16 protein-coding genes are annotated in these 18,151 nt (G+C 73.4%); 6 read left to right on the forward strand and 10 right to left on the reverse strand.

Annotation, left to right across the window (positions count from 1 at the left end; genetic code table 11):
* Positions 1-41: 41 nt before the first annotated feature.
* The gene (locus ACGFZA_RS25330) at positions 42-4,682 is read left to right on the forward strand and encodes a HEAT repeat domain-containing protein (RefSeq protein WP_393682080.1); all 4,641 of its coding nucleotides are present in this window, start codon (positions 42-44) and stop codon (positions 4,680-4,682) included.
* A 140-nt stretch (positions 4,683-4,822) separates the two neighbouring features.
* Here the strand turns inward: ACGFZA_RS25330 and ACGFZA_RS25335 are convergent, their stop codons facing one another.
* The gene (locus ACGFZA_RS25335) at positions 4,823-6,037 is read right to left on the reverse strand and encodes an acyl-CoA dehydrogenase family protein (protein WP_393682082.1); all 1,215 of its coding nucleotides are present in this window, start codon (positions 6,035-6,037) and stop codon (positions 4,823-4,825) included.
* Positions 6,038-6,045: 8 nt separating this feature from the next.
* Positions 6,046-7,074 (reverse strand): phosphotransferase family protein, encoded by a 1,029-nt coding sequence (locus tag ACGFZA_RS25340; RefSeq protein ID WP_385281473.1) that lies wholly within the window; start codon positions 7,072-7,074, stop codon positions 6,046-6,048.
* 155 nt (positions 7,075-7,229) lie between these two features.
* On the opposite strand from ACGFZA_RS25340, the gene ACGFZA_RS25345 reads away from it, so the two are divergent.
* Positions 7,230-8,519 (forward strand): glucarate dehydratase family protein, encoded by a 1,290-nt coding sequence (locus tag ACGFZA_RS25345; protein ID WP_385281470.1) that lies wholly within the window; start codon positions 7,230-7,232, stop codon positions 8,517-8,519.
* Between the two features lie 51 nt (positions 8,520-8,570).
* Here the strand turns inward: ACGFZA_RS25345 and ACGFZA_RS25350 are convergent, their stop codons facing one another.
* Positions 8,571-8,912 carry a winged helix-turn-helix transcriptional regulator gene (locus ACGFZA_RS25350; RefSeq protein ID WP_385281468.1) on the reverse strand — a complete coding sequence of 114 codons (342 nt, stop codon included), beginning with the start codon at positions 8,910-8,912 and terminating at the stop codon, positions 8,571-8,573.
* Between the two features lie 112 nt (positions 8,913-9,024).
* On the opposite strand from ACGFZA_RS25350, the gene ACGFZA_RS25355 reads away from it, so the two are divergent.
* Together ACGFZA_RS25355 and ACGFZA_RS25360 are read left to right on the forward strand one after the other, a co-directional pair.
* On the forward strand, positions 9,025-9,663 hold the full coding sequence (locus ACGFZA_RS25355; protein WP_393682085.1) for an NADPH-dependent F420 reductase: 639 nt from the start codon (positions 9,025-9,027) through the stop codon (positions 9,661-9,663).
* 36 nt (positions 9,664-9,699) lie between these two features.
* Positions 9,700-10,635: an NADP-dependent oxidoreductase gene (locus ACGFZA_RS25360; protein WP_393682087.1), complete on the forward strand. Its 936-nt coding sequence runs from the start codon at positions 9,700-9,702 to the stop codon at positions 10,633-10,635.
* An 18-nt stretch (positions 10,636-10,653) separates the two neighbouring features.
* Here the strand turns inward: ACGFZA_RS25360 and ACGFZA_RS25365 are convergent, their stop codons facing one another.
* The 6 genes from ACGFZA_RS25365 to ACGFZA_RS25390 all read right to left on the reverse strand — a co-directional run bounded on the left by ACGFZA_RS25365 (position 10,654) and on the right by ACGFZA_RS25390 (position 14,369).
* The gene (locus ACGFZA_RS25365) at positions 10,654-10,965 is read right to left on the reverse strand and encodes a DUF202 domain-containing protein (protein ID WP_393682089.1); all 312 of its coding nucleotides are present in this window, start codon (positions 10,963-10,965) and stop codon (positions 10,654-10,656) included.
* Positions 10,962-11,357 carry a YidH family protein gene (locus tag ACGFZA_RS25370; protein ID WP_385281457.1) on the reverse strand — a complete coding sequence of 132 codons (396 nt, stop codon included), beginning with the start codon at positions 11,355-11,357 and terminating at the stop codon, positions 10,962-10,964. Before ACGFZA_RS25370 ends, ACGFZA_RS25365 begins: the two co-directional genes overlap by 4 nt.
* Positions 11,358-11,400: 43 nt before the next feature.
* The gene (locus tag ACGFZA_RS25375) at positions 11,401-11,913 is read right to left on the reverse strand and encodes an NUDIX domain-containing protein (protein WP_393682091.1); all 513 of its coding nucleotides are present in this window, start codon (positions 11,911-11,913) and stop codon (positions 11,401-11,403) included.
* Positions 11,914-11,946: 33 nt separating this feature from the next.
* On the reverse strand, positions 11,947-12,720 hold the full coding sequence (locus ACGFZA_RS25380) for a glucose 1-dehydrogenase (protein ID WP_385281451.1): 774 nt from the start codon (positions 12,718-12,720) through the stop codon (positions 11,947-11,949).
* A gap of 28 nt (positions 12,721-12,748) precedes the next feature.
* On the reverse strand, positions 12,749-13,387 hold the full coding sequence (locus ACGFZA_RS25385) for a TetR/AcrR family transcriptional regulator (protein WP_393682094.1): 639 nt from the start codon (positions 13,385-13,387) through the stop codon (positions 12,749-12,751).
* A gap of 88 nt (positions 13,388-13,475) precedes the next feature.
* The gene (locus tag ACGFZA_RS25390) at positions 13,476-14,369 is read right to left on the reverse strand and encodes a DMT family transporter (RefSeq protein ID WP_385281445.1); all 894 of its coding nucleotides are present in this window, start codon (positions 14,367-14,369) and stop codon (positions 13,476-13,478) included.
* A 217-nt stretch (positions 14,370-14,586) separates the two neighbouring features.
* Between ACGFZA_RS25390 and ACGFZA_RS25395 the strand changes: the two genes are divergently transcribed.
* Together ACGFZA_RS25395 and ACGFZA_RS25400 are read left to right on the forward strand one after the other, a co-directional pair.
* Positions 14,587-16,242, forward strand: a complete 1,656-nt coding sequence (locus tag ACGFZA_RS25395; RefSeq protein WP_393682097.1) for an FAD-binding dehydrogenase — start codon at positions 14,587-14,589, stop codon at positions 16,240-16,242.
* A gap of 183 nt (positions 16,243-16,425) precedes the next feature.
* The gene (locus tag ACGFZA_RS25400; protein WP_385281434.1) at positions 16,426-17,646 is read left to right on the forward strand and encodes an aromatic acid exporter family protein; all 1,221 of its coding nucleotides are present in this window, start codon (positions 16,426-16,428) and stop codon (positions 17,644-17,646) included.
* Between the two features lie 70 nt (positions 17,647-17,716).
* Here ACGFZA_RS25400 and ACGFZA_RS25405 read toward each other — a convergent pair whose 3' ends face one another.
* The gene (locus tag ACGFZA_RS25405) at positions 17,717-18,148 is read right to left on the reverse strand and encodes an ASCH domain-containing protein (protein WP_385281431.1); all 432 of its coding nucleotides are present in this window, start codon (positions 18,146-18,148) and stop codon (positions 17,717-17,719) included.
* Positions 18,149-18,151 lie beyond the last annotated feature (3 nt).

The raw sequence follows: 18,151 nt of genomic DNA on the forward strand, positions 1-18,151 counted from the left end.
CGCGTTGGTGGGGCCGCGGGGCGCCCGGCTAGCATCCGACGATGCGAACCCCGGCCGACGAAGAGCTCCACACCCTGGGCCGGCTGCTCGGGCCCGCGGACCCCGGTCGGCGGCATGCGGCGCTGGTCCGGCTCGCCGAGCGCGTCACGGAGTGCCCGCTGTCCGACGACCGTGCGAGGGACGCGCTCGCCGGACTGCTGCCCGCCTCACTCACCGGACCGCCGGAGGCCGATCTCCTCCTGGCAGAGCTCTACGAGCGACTGGGCCACCGCCTGAACGGCCGCCCACGTCCGCCGTGGCGCACGGCTGCCGGGCCACTGCCCGCACAGGTACGGATCGCGTGGCTGCGGGCGGATGTGCTCCACGATCCCGGAGTGATCGGTGCCGAGGCGCCGGGCGAACTCCTCTACCAGGCCGTGCGGGGGATGGAGATCACCGCCACGCACCGGCCGGCGCGGCTCGTGGAGGAACTGGCGGGCAGCGGCGATCCGCTCCTTCAGGCCGAGGCGCTGCGGCTGGCCCGCGAGGGGCTGCACGCCGGACTCCTGGCCCCGGCACGGGTCCGGGAGAGGCTGATCGCGCTGCTGGGAGCCGGCGGAGCCCCGGTCGTCGCGGGTGCGTTGGGAGCACTCGCCGAACCGTGGGCGGCGACCGACCCGCTGCCGCCCGGCGTCTTCGCCCCCTTCCTCCTCCCCGGTCCGGCACGGGAGCGGCCCGGGGGACCCGCACCGGCACCGGGGCAGGACGGGGAGCGGACGGGGGACACCTCGCCCGCCCGGCCCGCGGTGGCCGACGCGGCGCTCTCGGCCGCCGCGCGCCACGGCCACCGGGACCTGCTGTGCCGGGTCGTCGCAGACCCCCGTCTCGCGCCCGGCCTCCGGCGTCGCGCGATGGAACTGCTCGGCGAACTGGCGGAACGCGACGACATCGGCGGGCTGGCCGCCGTCGCCGCCCGCGATCCCCTGCTGCTCGGCGGCCCGGCCGTGGCCTGTCTGCGCGGCCTCCACCGCCGCGGGCACTTCCCGGACAGCACGCATGTCCGCGCCGTCGTCGGCCTGGCCCTGTCCGATCACTCGATCCCGCCCCGCGACGTGGCGACGATCCTCTTCACCTCCCGGCAGGAGACGCTCCACGTCCTCATGGACGCACCGGCCGACGATCCGGGCTGGCCGCGACGGATCGCCCTGCTCGTCGCCCTGGCCGGGCAGGGGGCCGCCGACCTCCCCGTCGGGGAAGCCGTCACCCGCGTACTTTCCTCGGCCCCCGCACCCGTGCCCTTCCTCCGCGCGATCCGCGAACTGCGCCACGCGGACGCGGAAGAAGCCGTGATCGCCCTGCTGCCCTCGGTGCCGGCCGCGGCCCTGGACACGCTGGAGGCGATCGGCGGGGACCGGACGGTACGGGCCCTGCGCGAGGGGCTGGGCCTCACCACGGGCGGAACGGCGCCCCACCTGCGCCCCGTACACCACCGGGCCCTCGAACTGCTCTGGCAGCTGAACCGCGACCCCGAGCTGCGCCGGTCCCTGCTCGCCCGGCTCGACCCGGTCGACCTGCCGCCGCGCATCGCGGCGGACCTCGGCGGCCCGGACGCGCGGGAACTGGCCCTGCTGCGTTCCCACCTGGACCCGGAAGCACCGGTCACCGCCCTGTGCCGGCTGGCGGCCCACGGCGACGCCGGCACCCTCCCGGCCATCGCCGACCTGCTGCTGCGTGTCGTGGCCGGGCAGGCCGCGAAGAGGAGCCCGGACGAGGCTCCCCGGACCGGCGAGCACGGACAGCCGGCCGGCGAACCCGCGGTCCCGCAGGACGTCCTGCACGCCGTGAGCGCTCTGGGCCGACGGCTGTACGAAAGGGGCGCCATCCGGCCCGTCTGCCTGCTCGACGCCGCGGACGCCCGGGAGGCCGGGCACGCACTCGTCGCGACAGTGGCGCTGGATCTGCTGGAGCGCCCCGGACTCTCCGACGACGAACAGGCGGTCCTGCTCGAACTGCTGCTCAGGGTCCCCTGGACCGGCACCCGGGCGAGGGTGCACCGGCTGCTGCGCCACCGCGACCGGCACGTACGCAAGCACGCCATCGCCCTGCTCGCCCACGACGCCACGGGCGAGGACGCCCAGGCGCTCTCGGCGACGCTGATCACGCTGACGAGGGCCCAGGACATCCAGACCGTCCGGCAGGCCCTCCTCGCCCTGGGCCGTGCCCGGGCCCACTGGGCGGGCGCCGCGATCGCCGACTGCCTCGACCATCCGAACATGAACATCAGGAAGACGGCGGCCGAGGCGCTGGTGCGGGCCGGTGCACCCGCGGCCCTCCCGAAGCTCCTCGCCCGGCTCGGCCGGGACAGCAACCTCGCTCTGCGCGACACCCTCGCCGCGGCCCTGCGCGCGGTGCTCGGCGACGCCTACGCGGCCACCCTCGTCGCCGCCGCCGAACACAGCCGGGACGACGCCACCCGGCGCCGGCTGCTGCTGGGCCTCGGCGGCGCCCTCCCCGCACGCGCGGTGCTCGCACTGGACGAACAGAAGTCACCGGTGGCGCCTGCCCTCCTCAGCCTGGTGGTGTCCCGCGGGGTCGCACTGGCCTCCGGCACCAGGGAGGACCTGGCGCCGGCCGCGGCCCGGCACGGGATCACCGCACCGGCGGCCACGGACCCGTCGTCGGCCGCCGGTGCGGCGGACCGTGACATCGAGGCCCTGCTCACCGGAGGCTGGGACCCCGAGGTCGCGCTGCGCCTCGCCGGGCGGGACGAGCCGCTGTGCCCCACCCGGTCGAGACGTCTGCGGCCGCTGGCGGGCGGCTGGCTCGCGCTGGCGGAATCCCTGCTGCCGGAGTCGGAGTCCCGGGACAAGGCCCTCGGGAACAAGGGGAACAAGGTGCTGCGGTTCGCGCTGACCCTCTGCGCCGAGCCCCGGAGCCCTCAGGAGCTCGCGGTGTTCGCCCGGTCCGCGCCCCTCCTGCTGGACGCGCTGGCCGACGCCAGGGACAAGGACCGGCACGACCTGATCGCCGTACTCGAAGAGGTCGCGCCGCTGCTGAAGGCCACCGCGAGACCGGCCGCCGTCGCCGCCGTACGCGCCCTCGACCCCGCGCCCGCGATGCCGAGCCGCTCCACGCTGCCCCTGCTGCGCCGCCTCGGCGCGGTACCGGTCCGCGCCGATCTCGACCGGGCCCTCGCGGACGCCCGGCTCGACGCCGACGCCTGGAGGGCCGGGACAGCCGTGCTCCGTGAGGCGTTCGCCGTACCGGAACCCGACGACGCCGCAACCGTGTCCGCCGCGGCCCGGGCCTGGCGTCTTGCGGCGGCCGATGCCGTCCGGGCACCGGACACCCTGGCCGCGTTCCGCCGCGCGGACGACGGCACCGTTCCCTCGCGGGAGCGGCTGGCCGGGCTGATCGATGCCCACCGCAGCGCCGGCGCAGGGGTCCGGTCCGCGCTCATCGACTGGATGACGCGGCTCCAGCCCCTCGGCGCGCCCCCCTGGACCCTCGCGGAGAGCGCGGGGGAACCGGAGCCGTCACCGCGCCTCGTCCGCGCGGACGACCTGGACCAGCCGCGTTCGGCGGCCCAGCGGGAGCGGCTGCTCGTCATGCTGGCGTCGGCCGGGGCGGAGGGCCGGCAGACCGCGGCCGAGGCGCTGGCGCGGTGGCCCGAGCCCGAGGCCCGCCTGGCGGTGCTCCGCGCGTATCTCCGCGGCCGGGTCGCCCTGCCCGCAGGGGCCGGGACCGCCCGCATGCTCGGCGCCATCGGCGAGACGGAACTCCGTGGCGACGGGATCCTGCGCGACAGGGTGGCACGTGCGGCCGAGGGGATCGACCCCTGGGAGCGGGAACGGTTGGTCCCCCTGCTGCTGGAGTGGTGGGAGCACGCACCGCCCGACATGGCCCGGGCCGTCGCGGACGCGTTGCGCACGCATCCCGCCGACGCGCTGGCCGACGTGCTCGGCGACCGGCTCGACGCGGGGGCCTGGGGATACCTGGACCTGCTCGCGGGACGGCCGCTGCTGCGTACCCCGGCCCTGACCCGGACCCGCCGGCGCCTGCGTGCGGAAGGGCGCACCGAACTCGCCGACCGGCTGCGCCTCGTGGACGGGCCGCTGCGGGACCCGGACGCCGGGCAGCGGGACGCGGAGGCGCTGGCGGCCCTCCGCGACCGCGGCGCGGCCGGCCCCCTCGCGACGGGGCACCGCCCGACCCGGCAGGAACTCCTGGACCTGGCCGGAACCGGCACGCCTGAGCAGATCTGCCGGGCGCTCACGGAACTCGCGGCCGCGCACCCCGGCCCCGAGCCGGACGAGAGCCCGCAACTCCTGGACCTGCTCGGTGGGTTGCTCACGCACCCCCGGCCCAGGGTCCGGCTGCGCGCGCACCGGACGTCACGGGCGATGCTCGGCCGGAGCGCCCATCTGCGCCACACCGAACTCCTGCTGGACGACCCCCGGCCGGACGTGGTGCGCATGGCGGTTCTGACGCTCTGCCGGGCGGGCTGGGCGCCGGCGGTTCCCGCCGTGACAGCACTGCTCGGACATCCGCACGCCGTCGTACGCGAGGCGGCGGTCGAGGGACTCGTCGGGCTGGGCCCGGCGGCGGTCCCGGCACTCCGTCACGCCGCCGCCCGCGCCCGGCCCGACCGGCGCTGCCGGTACACGCAGGTACTGGACCGGATCGGGGCCGGCGCACCCTGACACGACCCGCCGCCCCGGCCGGACCACAACCCGCGGGTGCATCCCGGTCTCCCGCCGGGCCGCCGACCACGGGTGCTTCCCGGTCTCCCGCCGGGCCGCCGTTCCACGGGTGTGCCTCGGTCTCCCGTACGGGAGAGCCCCTACAGGTACTTCTTGATCTCCCGCCGCGCCAGCGACCGCTGGTGCACCTCGTCCGGACCGTCCGCCAGCCGCAGCGTCCGCGCCGCCGCCCACAGTTCGGCCAGCGGGAAGTCCTGGCTGACCCCGCCCGCGCCGTGCAGCTGCACCGCCTGGTCGAGGATGGCGACCACCGCACGCGGGGTGGCGATCTTGATGGACTGGATCTCCGTGTGCGCACCGCGGTTGCCCACGGTGTCCATCAGCCAGGCCGTCTTCAGCACCAGCAGTCGCAGCTGCTCCACCGTGACCCGGGCGTCCGCGATCCAGTTCTGTACGACGCCCTGCTGGGCGAGCGGCTTGCCGAAGGCGTCCCGGGACACGGCACGGCGGCACATCAGCTCGATGGCACGCTCGGCCATGCCGATCAGCCGCATGCAGTGATGGATCCGGCCCGGACCCAGCCGCGCCTGGGCGATGGCGAAGCCGCCGCCCTCCTCGCCGACCAGGTTCGTGACGGGTACCCGCACGTCGTCGAAGACCACCTCGGCGTGACCGCCGTGGTAGTGGTCCTCGTAGCCGTACACCTTCATGGCCCGCTTCACCGTCAGACCCGGGGTGTCGCGCGGGACGAGGATCTGTGACTGCTGGCGGCGGATGTCCTCGCCGTCCGGGTCGGTCTTGCCCATCACGATGAAGACCGCGCAGTCCGGGTTCATCGCCCCGGAGATGTACCACTTGCGCCCGTTGATGACGTAGTGGTCCCCGTCCCGCGTGATCCGGGTCTCGATGTTCGTCGCGTCGGAGGAGGCGACCTCCGGCTCCGTCATCGCGAACGCGGACCGGATCTCCCCGGCCAACAGCGGCTCCAGCCACTGCTTCTTCTGCTCCTCGGTGCCGAACTGGGCCAGCACCTCCATGTTCCCGGTGTCCGGCGCCGCGCAGTTCAGCGCGGTCGGCGCCAACTGCGGGGAACGGCCCAGGATCTCGGCCATCGGGGCGTACTGGAGGTTGGTCAGCCCGGCGCCGTACTCGGCGTCGGGCAGGAAGAGGTTCCACAGCCCCTGCTTACGGGCCTCGGCCTTGAGGTCCTCCACCACCTGCGGGGTGTCCCACGGCGACGCGAGCCCCTCGCGCTGCTCGTCCGCGGTCTTCTCGGCCGGGTAGACGTGCTCGTCCATGAAGGTGAGCAGCTGGGCGCGCAGCTCTTCGGTACGGGCGTCGAATGCGAAGTCCATGGGGTGGATCAGCCTTCCTGGAGGGTGGTGAGGCCGTGCTCGATGAAGACGGGGACGAGGTCGCCGATGCGGTCGAAACCGCCGCCGACCGTCTGGCCCAGCGTGTAGCGGTAGTGGATGCCCTCCAGGATCACGGCGAGCTTGAACCAGGCGAACGCCGTGTACCAGGAGATGCCGGAGGTGTCCCGGCCGGAGCGGGCGGCGTAGCGCTCGATCAGCTCGGCGGGGGAGGGATGGCCGGCCGCGCCGCTGGTGGTGGAGACCGGCGACTCGGGGAGGCCCAGGTCCGAGCTGTACATCACCAGCAGGCCGAGGTCGGTGAGCGGGTCGCCGAGCGTCGACATCTCCCAGTCCAGGACGGCCTTGATCTCGTCGTCGGACCCGATCAGCACGTTGTCCAGGCGGTAGTCGCCGTGGACGACGGCCGGGGCGGGGGAGCCGGGGAGCCGGCGGCCGAGCGCCGCGTGCAGCTCGTCGATGCCGGGCAGTTCGCGGTTGCGGGAGGCGTCCAGCTGCTTGCCCCAGCGGCGCAGCTGCCGGTCGAGGAAGCCCTCGGGGCGTCCGAAGTCGCCCAGGCCGACGGCCTGCGGGTCCACGGCGTGCAGTTCCACCAGGGTGTCGACCAGGCCCAGCACCGCCTTGCGGGTGCGCTCCGGGCCCAGCGGGGCGAGCTGCTCCACCGTGCGGTACGGGGTGCCCTCGACGTACTCCATCACGTAGAACGGCGAGCCGACGACCGAGTCGTCCTCGCAGAGCAGCAGGGTCTCGGGGACCGGGACGGCCGTCGGGTGCAGTGCGCTGATCACCCGGTGCTCGCGCTTCATGTCATGTGCGGTGGCCAGGACATGACCCAGCGGCGGCCGGCGGACGACCCAGCGACCGGTGCCGCCCGTGTCCGTGACGACGTACGTCAGGTTGGAGCGGCCGCCCTCGATGAGCCGGGCGTCGAGCGGTCCGTTCACCAGACCCGGCCGCTCGCGGTCGAGGTGGCCGCGCAACCGGTCGAGGTCGAGACCTGGCGGGTGGACTGGGCTCATCGTGCGCACCTCCGGGGTGAATACATCGTCGGTGCTCATGATGCCGACCAGTCGGTATGTCGTCCAGTGAACTTCCGGAACGGAATGTGCGGACTCCGGCCCGAACGAGGCGCCACCCCCTGGCGTTGAGTCGTATCTCTGAATAGAGTTCACGTATGGATACTGCCTTGTTGATCGACGAAGTCCGGCTCACCCCGATCCTCATTGCCGACCCGCCGCTCCTCAACACTCAGGGAGTCCACCAGCCGTACACCCCGCGCCTCATCGTGGAGGTCGTCACACGCGGCGGGACGACCGGGGTCGGGGAGACCTACGGCGACGGTAAGTACCTCGAACTGGCCCAGCCCCTCGCCACGGCCCTGGTCGGGCGTCCGGTCAGCGATGTGAACGGTCTCTTCGCCCTCGCCGACGAGGTGTGCGGAGACTCACGGGCGGCCGACGAACGCGTCGACGCGGGCGGGCTGCGCGGTGTCCAGACCGCGGACAAGCTGCGGCTCTCGGTGGTCTCCGGCTTCGAGGTGGCCTGCCTGGACGCGCTGGGCAAGTCCCTCGGCCTGCCCGTGCACGCGCTGCTCGGCGGCAAGGTCCGCGACAGCGTCGAGTACAGCGCGTACCTCTTCTACCGCTGGGCCGAGCACCCGGCCGGCGGCAAACACGACGACTGGGGCGCGGCCGTCGACCCGGCCGGAGTCGTCGCCCAGGCCCGGCGCTTCGCCCGTGCGTACGGGTTCTCCTCCTTCAAGCTGAAGGGCGGCGTCTTCCCGCCCGAGCAGGAGATCGCCGCGGTCCGCGCCCTCGCCGACGCCTTCCCCGGGCAGCCGCTGCGCCTGGACCCCAACGGCGCCTGGTCCGTCGAGACCTCGCTGTACGTCGCCGAGCAGCTGAAGGACGTACTGGAATACCTGGAGGACCCGGCGAGCGGCACGGAGCTGATGGCCGCCGTCGCGGCCGGCACCGACGTACCGCTGGCCACGAACATGTGCGTCACCACGCTGGCCGAGGTCCCGGAGGCCTTCGCCCGCGACGCCGTGCAGGTCGTCCTCTCCGACCACCACTACTGGGGCGGGCTGCACCGTACCCGCGAACTGGCCGGCATCTGCCGCACCTTCGGCGTCGGACTCTCCATGCACTCCAACACCCACCTCGGGATCAGCCTCGCCGCCATGACACATGTCGCGGCCACCGTCCCCAACCTCGACTACGCCTGCGACAGCCACTACCCCTGGCAGACCGAGGACGTCATCACCACCCGGCACGTCTTCGAGGACGGCCGGCTCGCGGTGTCCGACGCCCCGGGCCTGGGCGTCGAACTCGACCGGGAACGCCTGGCCGCACTGCACCGCCGCTGGCTCGACGACGACGGCACGATGCGCGAGCGCGACGACGCCGCGGCGATGCGCAAGGCCGAGCCGGGGTGGGCCACGCCCGCGATCCCGCGCTGGTGAGAGCCCGGGACGGGGCCGGGGCGACAGGGGCCGGCCCCGTCGGGGCGAGGCTCAGTCGTCCCAGTCCTGCGCCGCCACGAAGGCGTCGCCGTGCTCCGCGGACCACCGGCCGAGCGCCTCGATCGGCTCCAGCAGGGTCCGGCCGAGTCCGGTCAGCGCGTACTCGACGCGCGGCGGCGCCTCCGCGTACGCCTGCCGCTCGACCAGCCCGTACCCGGCCAGCCGGCGAAGCGTCTCGTTGAGCACCTTCGCGCTGATCCCGCCGATCTCCGCACGGAGGTCGACCGGGCGGCGCGGCCCCCCGCCCAGTGCGTGGATGACCACCGCGTTCCAGGTGTGTGCGAACAGATCGAAGCCGAGCCTCGCCCGGCAGTCCGCGAGCAGTCTCTCCACAGCTCTCCCTCCCCGCGGCACCCGTCGGGCACCGGATGGTCAGCAACGGATCTCCTACCGTCACCTCCCACGGCACGACGCTACTTCGCGGACACTCGCCAGGGAGACGGATATGCGCATCGGCATTCTCGGCACGGGCAACATGGCGGACGCCCTCGGCACCCAATGGGCCGGGGCCGGACATCAGATCCTCTTCGCGGGCCGCTCGCCGGACCGGGCCCGCGCCCTCGCCCGCCGGACGGGAGGCGCGGCGGGGACCTTCGAGGAGGCCGTGACCTTCGGCTCGGCCGTACTCCTCGCCCTGCCTCACGACGTCGCGCGCGACACCCTCACGGCGCTCGGCGCCGGGAACGCGACCCTGCGCGAGCGGGTGCTGATCGACTGCACGAACGCCGTGGGACCCGGCTTCGTCCTCACCACCGAGGGCGGCCCCGGGGCCGCGCGCGCCCTCGCCGACGCCACCGGCGCCCGGGTCGTCAAAGCGTTCAACCACCTGCCCGATTCGGTGTGGCGGCTCACCCCGCCCGCCTTCGCCGACGGCCCGCTCTCCGTGCCGCTGTGCGGGGACGACGCGGACGCGCTGGACACCGTGGCGGCGCTGGTGCGCGATCTGGGCTGTGTCCCCCTGACGGTCGGCGGGCTCGACCGGGCCGCGTATCTGGAGGCCACCACGGCCTTCCTCATCGGGCTCTGGCACTCCGGCCACGACCCGCGCACCCTGCTGCCGCCCTTCGAGGCCGCCACGGCATGAGTTGCGCCACCCCTGACCTGCCACGATGGTCGAAGGATGAAGGCGATCAGCTACAGCAGGTACGGCGGGGCCGACGTCATGGAGTACGGCGAGCGGCCCGATCCCAAGGTCGGCCCCGACACCGTCCTGGTGAAGGTGCGGGCCGCGGCGGTCAATCCGGTCGACTGGAAGGCCCGGGAGGGCTACCTCGACGCCGGACTCGAAGCGGTCTTCCCGGTGATCCCGGGATGGGACGTGTCCGGTGTCGTGGTGCAGCCCGGCGCCGCCGTCGACGAGTTCGCCGTCGGCGACGAGGTGATCGGCTATGTGCGGGAGGACTTCCTGAGCCGGGGCACCTTCGCCGAGTACGTCGCCGCCCCGGTGCGCACCCTCGCCCGCAAACCGCTGAGCCTGAGCTTCGAGGAGGCCGCCGGACTGCCCCTGGCCGGGCTCACCGCCTACCAGGTGCTCCACCGGTCGCTGCGGATCCGCGACGGCGACACCGTCCTCGTCCACGCCGCGGCGGGTGGCGTCGGCTCGCTCGCCGTCCAGCTCGCCCGGCACGGCGGCTGCCGGGTCATCGGGACCGCGAGCGAGCGCAACCACGACCACCTGCGACAGCTCGGCGCGGAACCCGTGGCGTACGGGGACGGGCTCGCCGACCGGCTGCGCGCCCTGGCCCCGGAGGGGATCGACGCGGCGTTCGACACCGTGGGCGGCGAAGCGCTGCGCGTGTCCGCCGAGACGCTGGCACCGGACGGCAGACTGGCGTCCATCGCGGACGGCGAGGTCATCTCGTACGGCGGCAAGTACGCCTTCGTGCGGCCGGATGCCAAGGACCTGGCCCATCTGGCCGAACTGGCCGAGCGGGGCATCGTCTCGGTCCATGTCGACCGGGTCTTCCCGCTGGCGGAGGCCGCGGAGGCCTACCGGCTCAACGAGCAGGGGCGTACCCGCGGAAAGATCGTCGTGACGGTGGACTGGGAGGGCTGAGCGGCCCGGTGCCGGGGCTCAGAAGAGCATCGCGGCGGCGAACACGGCCAGCGCCACCGTGCACGCCGCAGCCGTCAGGGCCTCCCGGGACCCGAGGGTCCGGGGGCGGGCGGTCCCCATGCCCTGCACCCGCCGGTTCGCCACCCGCAGGAATCCCAGCCAGGCGAGCACGCTCAACGACAGGGCGATCATCCCGGCCGGGGTGGCCCCGTTGTGCAGCGCCTGCTTGCCCGCCAGCAGTGCCACGACCGTGCAGGACAGCGTCGTACGGCGCCATGCCAGCCGGGTCCGCTCGGGCTGGAGCCCCGGATCGCGTTCCTCTGCGGTCACCGGCCCTCCCAGCCGAACAGGACCACCACCACCATCGCCACGGCCACCACGGCGACGGCCAGACTCAGCAGCGTCGGGAAACGCGACACCGGCAGGTCCTCCCCGCGCCGCATCGCCCGCTCGCACCGCACCCAGTGGTTGACGGCGCGCAGAGCGCACAGCACACCGGCCGCCAGCAACGCGAGCGCCAGCCCCGCGCGCACCCCCCACACCAGTTCCGGAAGGAACTGGTCGACCGCGAACCCGCCGCCGATCAGTGCGAGAGCCGTGCGGATCCAGGCGAGGAACGTCCGCTCGTTGGCCAGCGAAAAGCGGTAGTCGGGGGTGTCGCCTTCTTCGCGGATCCGTTGCGGCGCGAACCACAATCGAAGGCTCTGTACAAATTCGTTCACGTAGGGACCCTATCTGGCGCTTTTGTGTGCATCCCCGGCCGGTTCAGGGCGATGCCCGGAACGCCTGGAGTCGCCGGTAGCCGTCCAGGCCGTCCGGCACCCACGGCCAGTCGCCGAGCCGCCGCTCCAGCTCCGCATCCGTGAGAAAGGTGTGCCAGGCGACCTCCTCCACCTGCGGGTGCACCGGCAGCTCGCACCGCACCTGGTAGACGTACGACCACCAGCTGTGCCCGCCGCCCTCGTAGAGGAACTTGAACAGCGGCTCCGGGCGGGGCAGGCCCGTGACGCCCAGCTCCTCCTCGGCCTCCCGCAGGGCCGCCTCGTCGTAGGACTCGCCGGCGCCGACGACCCCGCCGACGAACATGTCGTAGTGGGAGGGGAAGACCAGCTTGCCGGCGGTCCTGCGGTGCACGAAGATCCGGCCGCTCGCGTCCCGGGCCTCGATGAAGACGCAGCGGTGGGTCAGGCCCCGCGCGGTCGCCTCGCCGCGCGGGGCCCGACCCACGACGACATCGTTCTCGTCGACGATGTCCAGGATCTCGTCAGAAGGGTTCATGACCCTCATCCAACATCAGACCTCCGGCCGTGCTCACTGCCCCATGACGTACTTGACGGTCGGGCCCGTGGTCCAGCCGCCGTCCACGGCGAGTTCGGCGCCGGTGACGTACGAGGCGGCGTCCGAGAGCAGGAAGACGACGGCCTCCCCGATCTCACCCGCCTCGCCGACCCGGCCCATCGGGGTGTTGGGGTAATTGCCCTCGCCCTGCCGGATGCCGACGGAGGCCGTCATCGGCGTGTACACCATGCCGGGGTGCACCGAGTTCACCCGTATCCCGGCCGTGCCGAGCTCCACCGCGCCGACCTTCGTCAGCCCGCGCACGCCCCACTTCGACGCGCCGTAACTGGAGGTCAGCGCGAGGCCCATGAGACCGGCCGCCGAGGAGATGTTGACGATCGAGCCGCCGCCGTTCTCCTTCATCAGCGGGATCACCGTCTTCATGCCGATGAAGACGGCCGTCAGGTTGATGTCGACGACCTTGCGGAAGTGCTCGACCGTCTCCGTCTCCAGGGGCTGACCGGTCGAGACGCCCGCGTTGTTGACGAGGCCGTCGATCCGTCCGAACTCGGAGAGGGCGAACGCGGCGACGCGCTGCCACTCCTCCTCGGAGGTCACGTCGTGGTGGAGGAAGCGGGCCTTCGGCCCGAGCTCGGCGGCGGTGGCCGCGCCCTCCTCGTCCAGTACGTCGGTGATCACCACGTCGGCGCCGCCGGCCACGGCGAGGCGTGCGGCCTCGGCGCCGAGGCCGCGGGCGGCGCCGGTGATGATGACGGTGCGGCCGGTGAGGCTGTTCTTGTCGTTCATGACGTGTCCTTCTCGTGGTGCGGGTGCATCACGCGCCGTGCGGCGCGGGGGCGTGCAGAAACGCGGTGGTGGTGCCGACGAGATCGGCGAGGAAGAGCTCCTGGCCGGTCAGCGGATCCGTGCCGTCCAGCCCCTGGCGGGCCCGGTCGGCCAGGGCCGCGCCGATCAGGGTGAGCGCCAGGTCGAGGCGCTCCAGGCGTACGGGCTCCGGCAGTGCGCCCAGGCGGTCCGCGATCCGGCCGATCAGCCGTCCGTAGGCGGTGCCGTCCAGTGCGGGGTGCGGCCGGCCGGTCCGCAGCCCGGTCTCATGGCTGAGCTGCGCCGAGATCCGCAGACAGCGGCGGCCCCGGTCGTCGGCGAGCAGGCTCGCCTCCGCCGTCACCAGCGCGGTGAGCAGGTCCCGTACACCGCAGTCCACGGGGAGCCCGTCGAGCAGCGGTGCGACGACCCGTTCGGTGCGCTCCTGACGGCCGGCCATCACCGCGTCGAGCAGCCCGGCGCGGGAGCCGAAGTGGTACTGCACCGCGGAAGGGTTGCTCTGGCCCGCCAGAGCGACGATGTCGCGCAGCTGGGCGCCGTCCGTGCCCTGCGCGGCGAAGATCTCCTCGGCCGCGCGGATCAGCTTGTCCCTGGTCTGTTGTCCCGACTGCCCCGGTGTCCTCGCCATGGGACCAATGTAATGCTGTCCATTATTAATTGCCAGGCCGGCCCGCAGGACTGTGAGGGACCGGACATCACCGGGGCGGCCCGGACCCTCAGTGCGGCTGGAGGCTCTGCGAGCGGCGCCCGCCCACCGGGCCCTCCGGCATCGCCGGGTGCAGCCCGAGCAGCACGATCCCGCCCACGATCGCCGCGAGCCCCGCCGCCTGCCAGGCCAGGGCGCCTGTATCGGTCCGCACCTGGTCTCCCAGGAACCCGATCCCGCAGGCGATCCCGGCCAGCGGCTGGGCCGCGGTCAGCGCCGGCAGGGACATCCGCAGCGGGCCCGTCTCGAACGCGCTCTGCACGAGGATCAGCCCCGTCACCCCCAGCACCAGAACCGCGTACGGCTGCCAGCCCGTGACGAGCGCCGCCCAGCCCCCGTCCGAGAGCCGCTGCCCGCTGACCCGGGTGAGCGCGTCCTGGAGTCCGTACAGCAGTCCCGCCGCCACGGCGAGCAGCGCGGGGGACACCCCCGACCGGGACCGCTTGGCGAACGTGGTCAGCAGCAGCGCCAGGCCCACCACCACGCCGATCACCAGCCAGTGCCGCAGCGGGCTGGAGACTGCCTGCCCGCCCTTCGGCTCACCGGCCACCAGGAACGCGGCGACCCCGCCGGCCAGCAGCCAGAGCCCCGCCCAGCCCTGCCGGCCCAGCCGCTGGCCCGTTCGGTGACGGGACAGCGCCATCGCGAAGAGCAGATTGGTCGCGAGGAGCGGTTCGACGACGGAGACCTCGCCCTTGCCCAGGGCCAGGGCGCCCAGCACCATGCCGCAGACCATCAGCCCGATGCCGGCCAGCCAGCTGCGCACCCGCATCAGGTCCAGCAGCAGCCGGGGCGAGAGGTAGTCGCTCTTCGGGGCGTGGCGGGCGGCGGCCTGTTGCAGCACGAAGCCGAACCCCAGACAGCAGGCGGCGCTCACGGAGAGCACGATGACCAGCACCGACACGCTTCCCCACCCCGAGTCAGGCCGTAGGAGGGTGATTCGTATCGACGATAGCGCCTGGGACCGGCCCCGGCGGCCGGAGTGCCGCCGGCCGGGCGGTTGACGCCGGGACGGCCGGTGCCGAAGATCTGACGCACCAGTAACTTCGCGAGCGGCCGCACGGGTGACGTGCGGTCCTCCACCGGACCGCGGCCCGGTCGTCCCGACAAGGATGGAACCCATGGCGTACGACGCTGATGTGATCGTGATCGGGGCAGGACTCGCGGGGCTGGTCGCCACCGCGGAACTCGTCGACGCGGGCCGTTCGGTCATTCTGCTCGACCAGGAACCCGAGCAGTCGCTCGGCGGGCAGGCGCACTGGTCCTTCGGCGGCCTCTTCCTCGTCGACTCGCCCGAACAGCGCCGCATGCGCATCAAGGACAACCACGAGCTGGCCCTCCAGGACTGGCTCGGCACGGCCGGCTTCGACCGCAAGGAGGACCACTGGCCGCGGAAGTGGGCCGAGGCGTACGTCGACTTCGCCGCCGGCGAGAAGCGCTCCTGGCTGCACCAGCAGGGCATGCGGTTCTTCCCCGTCGTCGGCTGGGCCGAGCGCGGCGGCTACGACGCCAACGGCCACGGCAACTCCGTCCCCCGTTTCCACATCACCTGGGGCACCGGTCCCGGCGTCGTCGCCCCCTTCGAGCGCCGGGTGCGCGAGGGCGTCGCCAAGGGGCTCGTCACCTTCCGCTTCCGGCACCGCGTCACCGGCCTCGGCCGTACCGGAGGCACGACCGACACGGTCACCGGGGAGGTCCTGGCGCCCAGCGACGCGTCCCGCGGCACCGCGAGCAGCCGGGAGACGGCCGGCACGTTCGAGCTCAGGGCCCAGGCGGTGATCGTCACGTCCGGCGGCATCGGCGGCAACCACGACCTCGTGCGCAGGCAGTGGCCCGAGCGGCTCGGCACCCCGCCCGCCAAGATGCTGTCCGGCGTCCCCGCGCACGTGGACGGGCTGATGCTCGGCATCACCGAGGAGGCGGGTGCCCACCACATCAACCGCGACCGGATGTGGCACTACACCGAGGGCATCGAGAACTGGAACCCGATCTGGGCCAAGCACGGCATCCGCATCCTGCCCGGCCCGTCCTCGCTCTGGCTGGACGCCCGCGGCAAGCGGCTGCCCGTGCCGCTCTTCCCCGGATTCGACACGCTCGGCACCCTCGAACACATCATGCGCAGTGGCCACGACTACACCTGGTTCGTCCTGGACCAGAAGATCATCGGCAAGGAGTTCGCCCTCTCCGGCTCCGAGCAGAACCCCGACCTGACCGGCAAGTCCGTCCGGGACGTGATCGGCCGGGCCCGCGCGGACGTGCCCGGACCGGTGAAGGCGTTCATGGACAACGGCGTGGACTTCGTCGTCGAGCGGGACCTCGGCGCCCTGGTCCGCGGCATGAACGCCCTCACCGGCGAGTCGCTCATCGACGAGGACGACCTGCGCCGCGAGATCACCGCCCGCGACCGGGAGATCGCCAACCCCTTCACCAAGGACCTCCAGATCACCGCGATCAGGGGTGCCCGAACCTACCTCGGCGACAAGCTCATCCGTACGGCCGCGCCGCACCGCATCCTCGACCCCAAGGCCGGGCCGCTGATCGCCGTCCGGCTCAACATCCTGACCCGCAAGTCGCTCGGCGGCCTGGAGACGGACCTCTTCTCGCGGGTCCTCACCGCCGACGGCAGCCCGCTGGCCGGGGTGTACGCGGCCGGTGAGGCGGCCGGGTTCGGCGGCGGTGGCGTGCACGGCTACCGCTCCCTGGAGGGCACCTTCCTCGGCGGCTGCATCTTCTCCGGCCGGGCGGCGGGCCGGGCGGCCGCGACGGCGGTCGGCTAGGGCCTCTCGGCGGAGGGCCGGGGCGTCGGCCGGGCGGGCGGAGGGCCGGGGCGGTCGGTCGGGCGGACGGCTGCGGCGACAGCCGGATGGCCGTCGCCGCGCGTCCGCCGCCCGCGCGCGTCCGTCCGGTGGGGTTCGGGCCGGAAACCGGGCGGGGGCGCCGGATCCGGGCATGTGAAGGAGATGCCAGGAGTAGCCGAGCCCGTCATCAAACTCGTCCGGCGCACCACCGAGCCCGTGGGGGCCCAGACCCTGCGCTCCACGGGAGCGGCGGTGATCGCCTACGCCGTGGCGACGGCGACGCTGTCCCAGCCCGCACCCCTGACCGCCCCGCTCACCGCGCTGCTCGTCGTCCAGGTCACCCTCTACGCCACCCTCACCACGGGGATCCGGCGGGTGAACTCCGTGATCGTCGGGGTGCTGATCGCGAGCGGGTTCAGTTCGCTGGTGGGACTGTCCTGGTGGAGCCTCGGGCTGACGATCTTCACCTCGCTGATCATCGGCCGGCTGGTCCGGGTGAACGAGTTCGTCCCCGAGGTGGCGATCAGCGCCATGCTGGTGCTCGGCGTCGCCCAGGTCGCCGACACCGCCTGGGAACGCGTCTTCGAGACACTGATCGGTGCGGGCGTGGGGCTGCTGTTCAACCTGTTGTTCGCCCCGCCCGTGTGGGTGCAGACAGCGGGGGCGTCGATCGACGGCCTGGCCCGCGAGATGGGCGACCTCTTCCGCGACCTGGGGGGTGACCTGGGCGGCCGGGTCACCGTCGAGGACGCGGCCGAACGGCTGCACCGCGCCCGCCGCATCGACCACGACATCGTGGCGGTGGACGCCTCGCTGCGGCAGGCCGAGGAGAGCCTCATGCTCAATCCGCGCGTGCGTCAGGGGCTGCTCTACCGCGTCGTGCTGCGCACCGGCCTCGACACCCTGGAGATCTGCGCCGTGGTGCTGCGGGTGATGGCCAGGACGCTCACCGACCTGGCCAAGGAGCGGGTCGGCGAACCGCTCTTCCCCGCCGAGGTGGCCGCCGGGCTCACGGACCTGTCCGGGCAGCTGGCGGATGCCGTCGAGAGCTTCTCGCTGCTGATCACGACCCCGGTCGCCGCGAGTGCCGAAGGAGCCGAGACGCGGCTGGCCGACGCGCTGGCGGTCAGCCGCGCGACCCGCGACCGGGTGGCGGACATGCTGCTCGCCGCGGTCCAGGAACACCCCAGGAAGTGGCAGTTGCACGGGGCGCTGCTCGCCGAGGTCGACCGCATCCTGGACGAGCTCGACATCGAGAAGCGCACGGAGCGGCTGGGCAAGGAGCTCGACCGCCGGTCGGGCGAGATGCACGAGCGCCATCCCCGTCTGCTCGCCGTCAGGCGCCGGCTGGGCCTGGCCAAGGACGCGGACCGGGGGCGCTGATCCGGGCCCCGGCCCGGGGGAGCCAGGGGAGCGGACACGGACGAGGCCCGGGGCCGGAAGGCGCGGCCGGTCAGACCGGCTCGATGATCTCGACGACCCGGAACCGTTCCGCCACGACCAGCGTGTCGTCGTCGACCGTGAACTCCGGGTCGTCGAGCGCCTCGCGCATCTCGTCGCTGTGCCAGAACCGCTCGTGGCCCGCCCGCCATCCGGCCACCGACGTGTCGCCCTCGCCCTCGTCGAGCACATGCCGCAGATCGACGTCCCCGAGCCGCAGGATCCGTACCTCGGTCACCTCGACCACCGCGACCTCCCGGCCGTCCGAGTCGATCAGCGCGGACCGCTCGCCCACGGGCGGCGGCTCCTCCCGCTCCACCTGGTACTCCACGAACAGTCCGGTGGTCGACACCTTCCGGCCGTCGAGCACCGCGGCGACCAACCGGTCGCGCAACGGACCGGGGAAGGCGAGAAGGAAGGGCTTGAGCGCTTCGCGGTTCGGCATGGC

Origin of the sequence: Streptomyces sp. NPDC048211, assembly GCF_043202315.1 — a bacterium.
GTDB lineage: Bacteria > Actinomycetota > Actinomycetes > Streptomycetales > Streptomycetaceae > Streptomyces.

What these genes read in the sequence shown, in the direction of transcription:
- ACGFZA_RS25330 (WP_393682080.1), top strand. Translation starts at nt 42, where the DNA reads ATGCGAACCCCGGCCGACGAAGAGCTCCACACCCTGGGCCGGCTGCTC.
- ACGFZA_RS25335 (WP_393682082.1), bottom strand. Translation starts at nt 6,037, where the DNA reads ATGGACTTCGCATTCGACGCCCGTACCGAAGAGCTGCGCGCCCAGCTG.
- ACGFZA_RS25340 (WP_385281473.1), bottom strand. Translation starts at nt 7,074, where the DNA reads ATGAGCCCAGTCCACCCGCCAGGTCTCGACCTCGACCGGTTGCGCGGC.
- ACGFZA_RS25345 (WP_385281470.1), top strand. Translation starts at nt 7,230, where the DNA reads ATGGATACTGCCTTGTTGATCGACGAAGTCCGGCTCACCCCGATCCTC.
- ACGFZA_RS25355 (WP_393682085.1), top strand. Translation starts at nt 9,025, where the DNA reads ATGCGCATCGGCATTCTCGGCACGGGCAACATGGCGGACGCCCTCGGC.
- ACGFZA_RS25360 (WP_393682087.1), top strand. Translation starts at nt 9,700, where the DNA reads ATGAAGGCGATCAGCTACAGCAGGTACGGCGGGGCCGACGTCATGGAG.
- ACGFZA_RS25375 (WP_393682091.1), bottom strand. Translation starts at nt 11,913, where the DNA reads ATGAACCCTTCTGACGAGATCCTGGACATCGTCGACGAGAACGATGTC.
- ACGFZA_RS25380 (WP_385281451.1), bottom strand. Translation starts at nt 12,720, where the DNA reads ATGAACGACAAGAACAGCCTCACCGGCCGCACCGTCATCATCACCGGC.
- ACGFZA_RS25385 (WP_393682094.1), bottom strand. Translation starts at nt 13,387, where the DNA reads ATGGCGAGGACACCGGGGCAGTCGGGACAACAGACCAGGGACAAGCTG.
- ACGFZA_RS25395 (WP_393682097.1), top strand. Translation starts at nt 14,587, where the DNA reads ATGGCGTACGACGCTGATGTGATCGTGATCGGGGCAGGACTCGCGGGG.
- ACGFZA_RS25400 (WP_385281434.1), top strand. Translation starts at nt 16,426, where the DNA reads ATGCCAGGAGTAGCCGAGCCCGTCATCAAACTCGTCCGGCGCACCACC.
- ACGFZA_RS25405 (WP_385281431.1), bottom strand. Translation starts at nt 18,148, where the DNA reads ATGCCGAACCGCGAAGCGCTCAAGCCCTTCCTTCTCGCCTTCCCCGGT.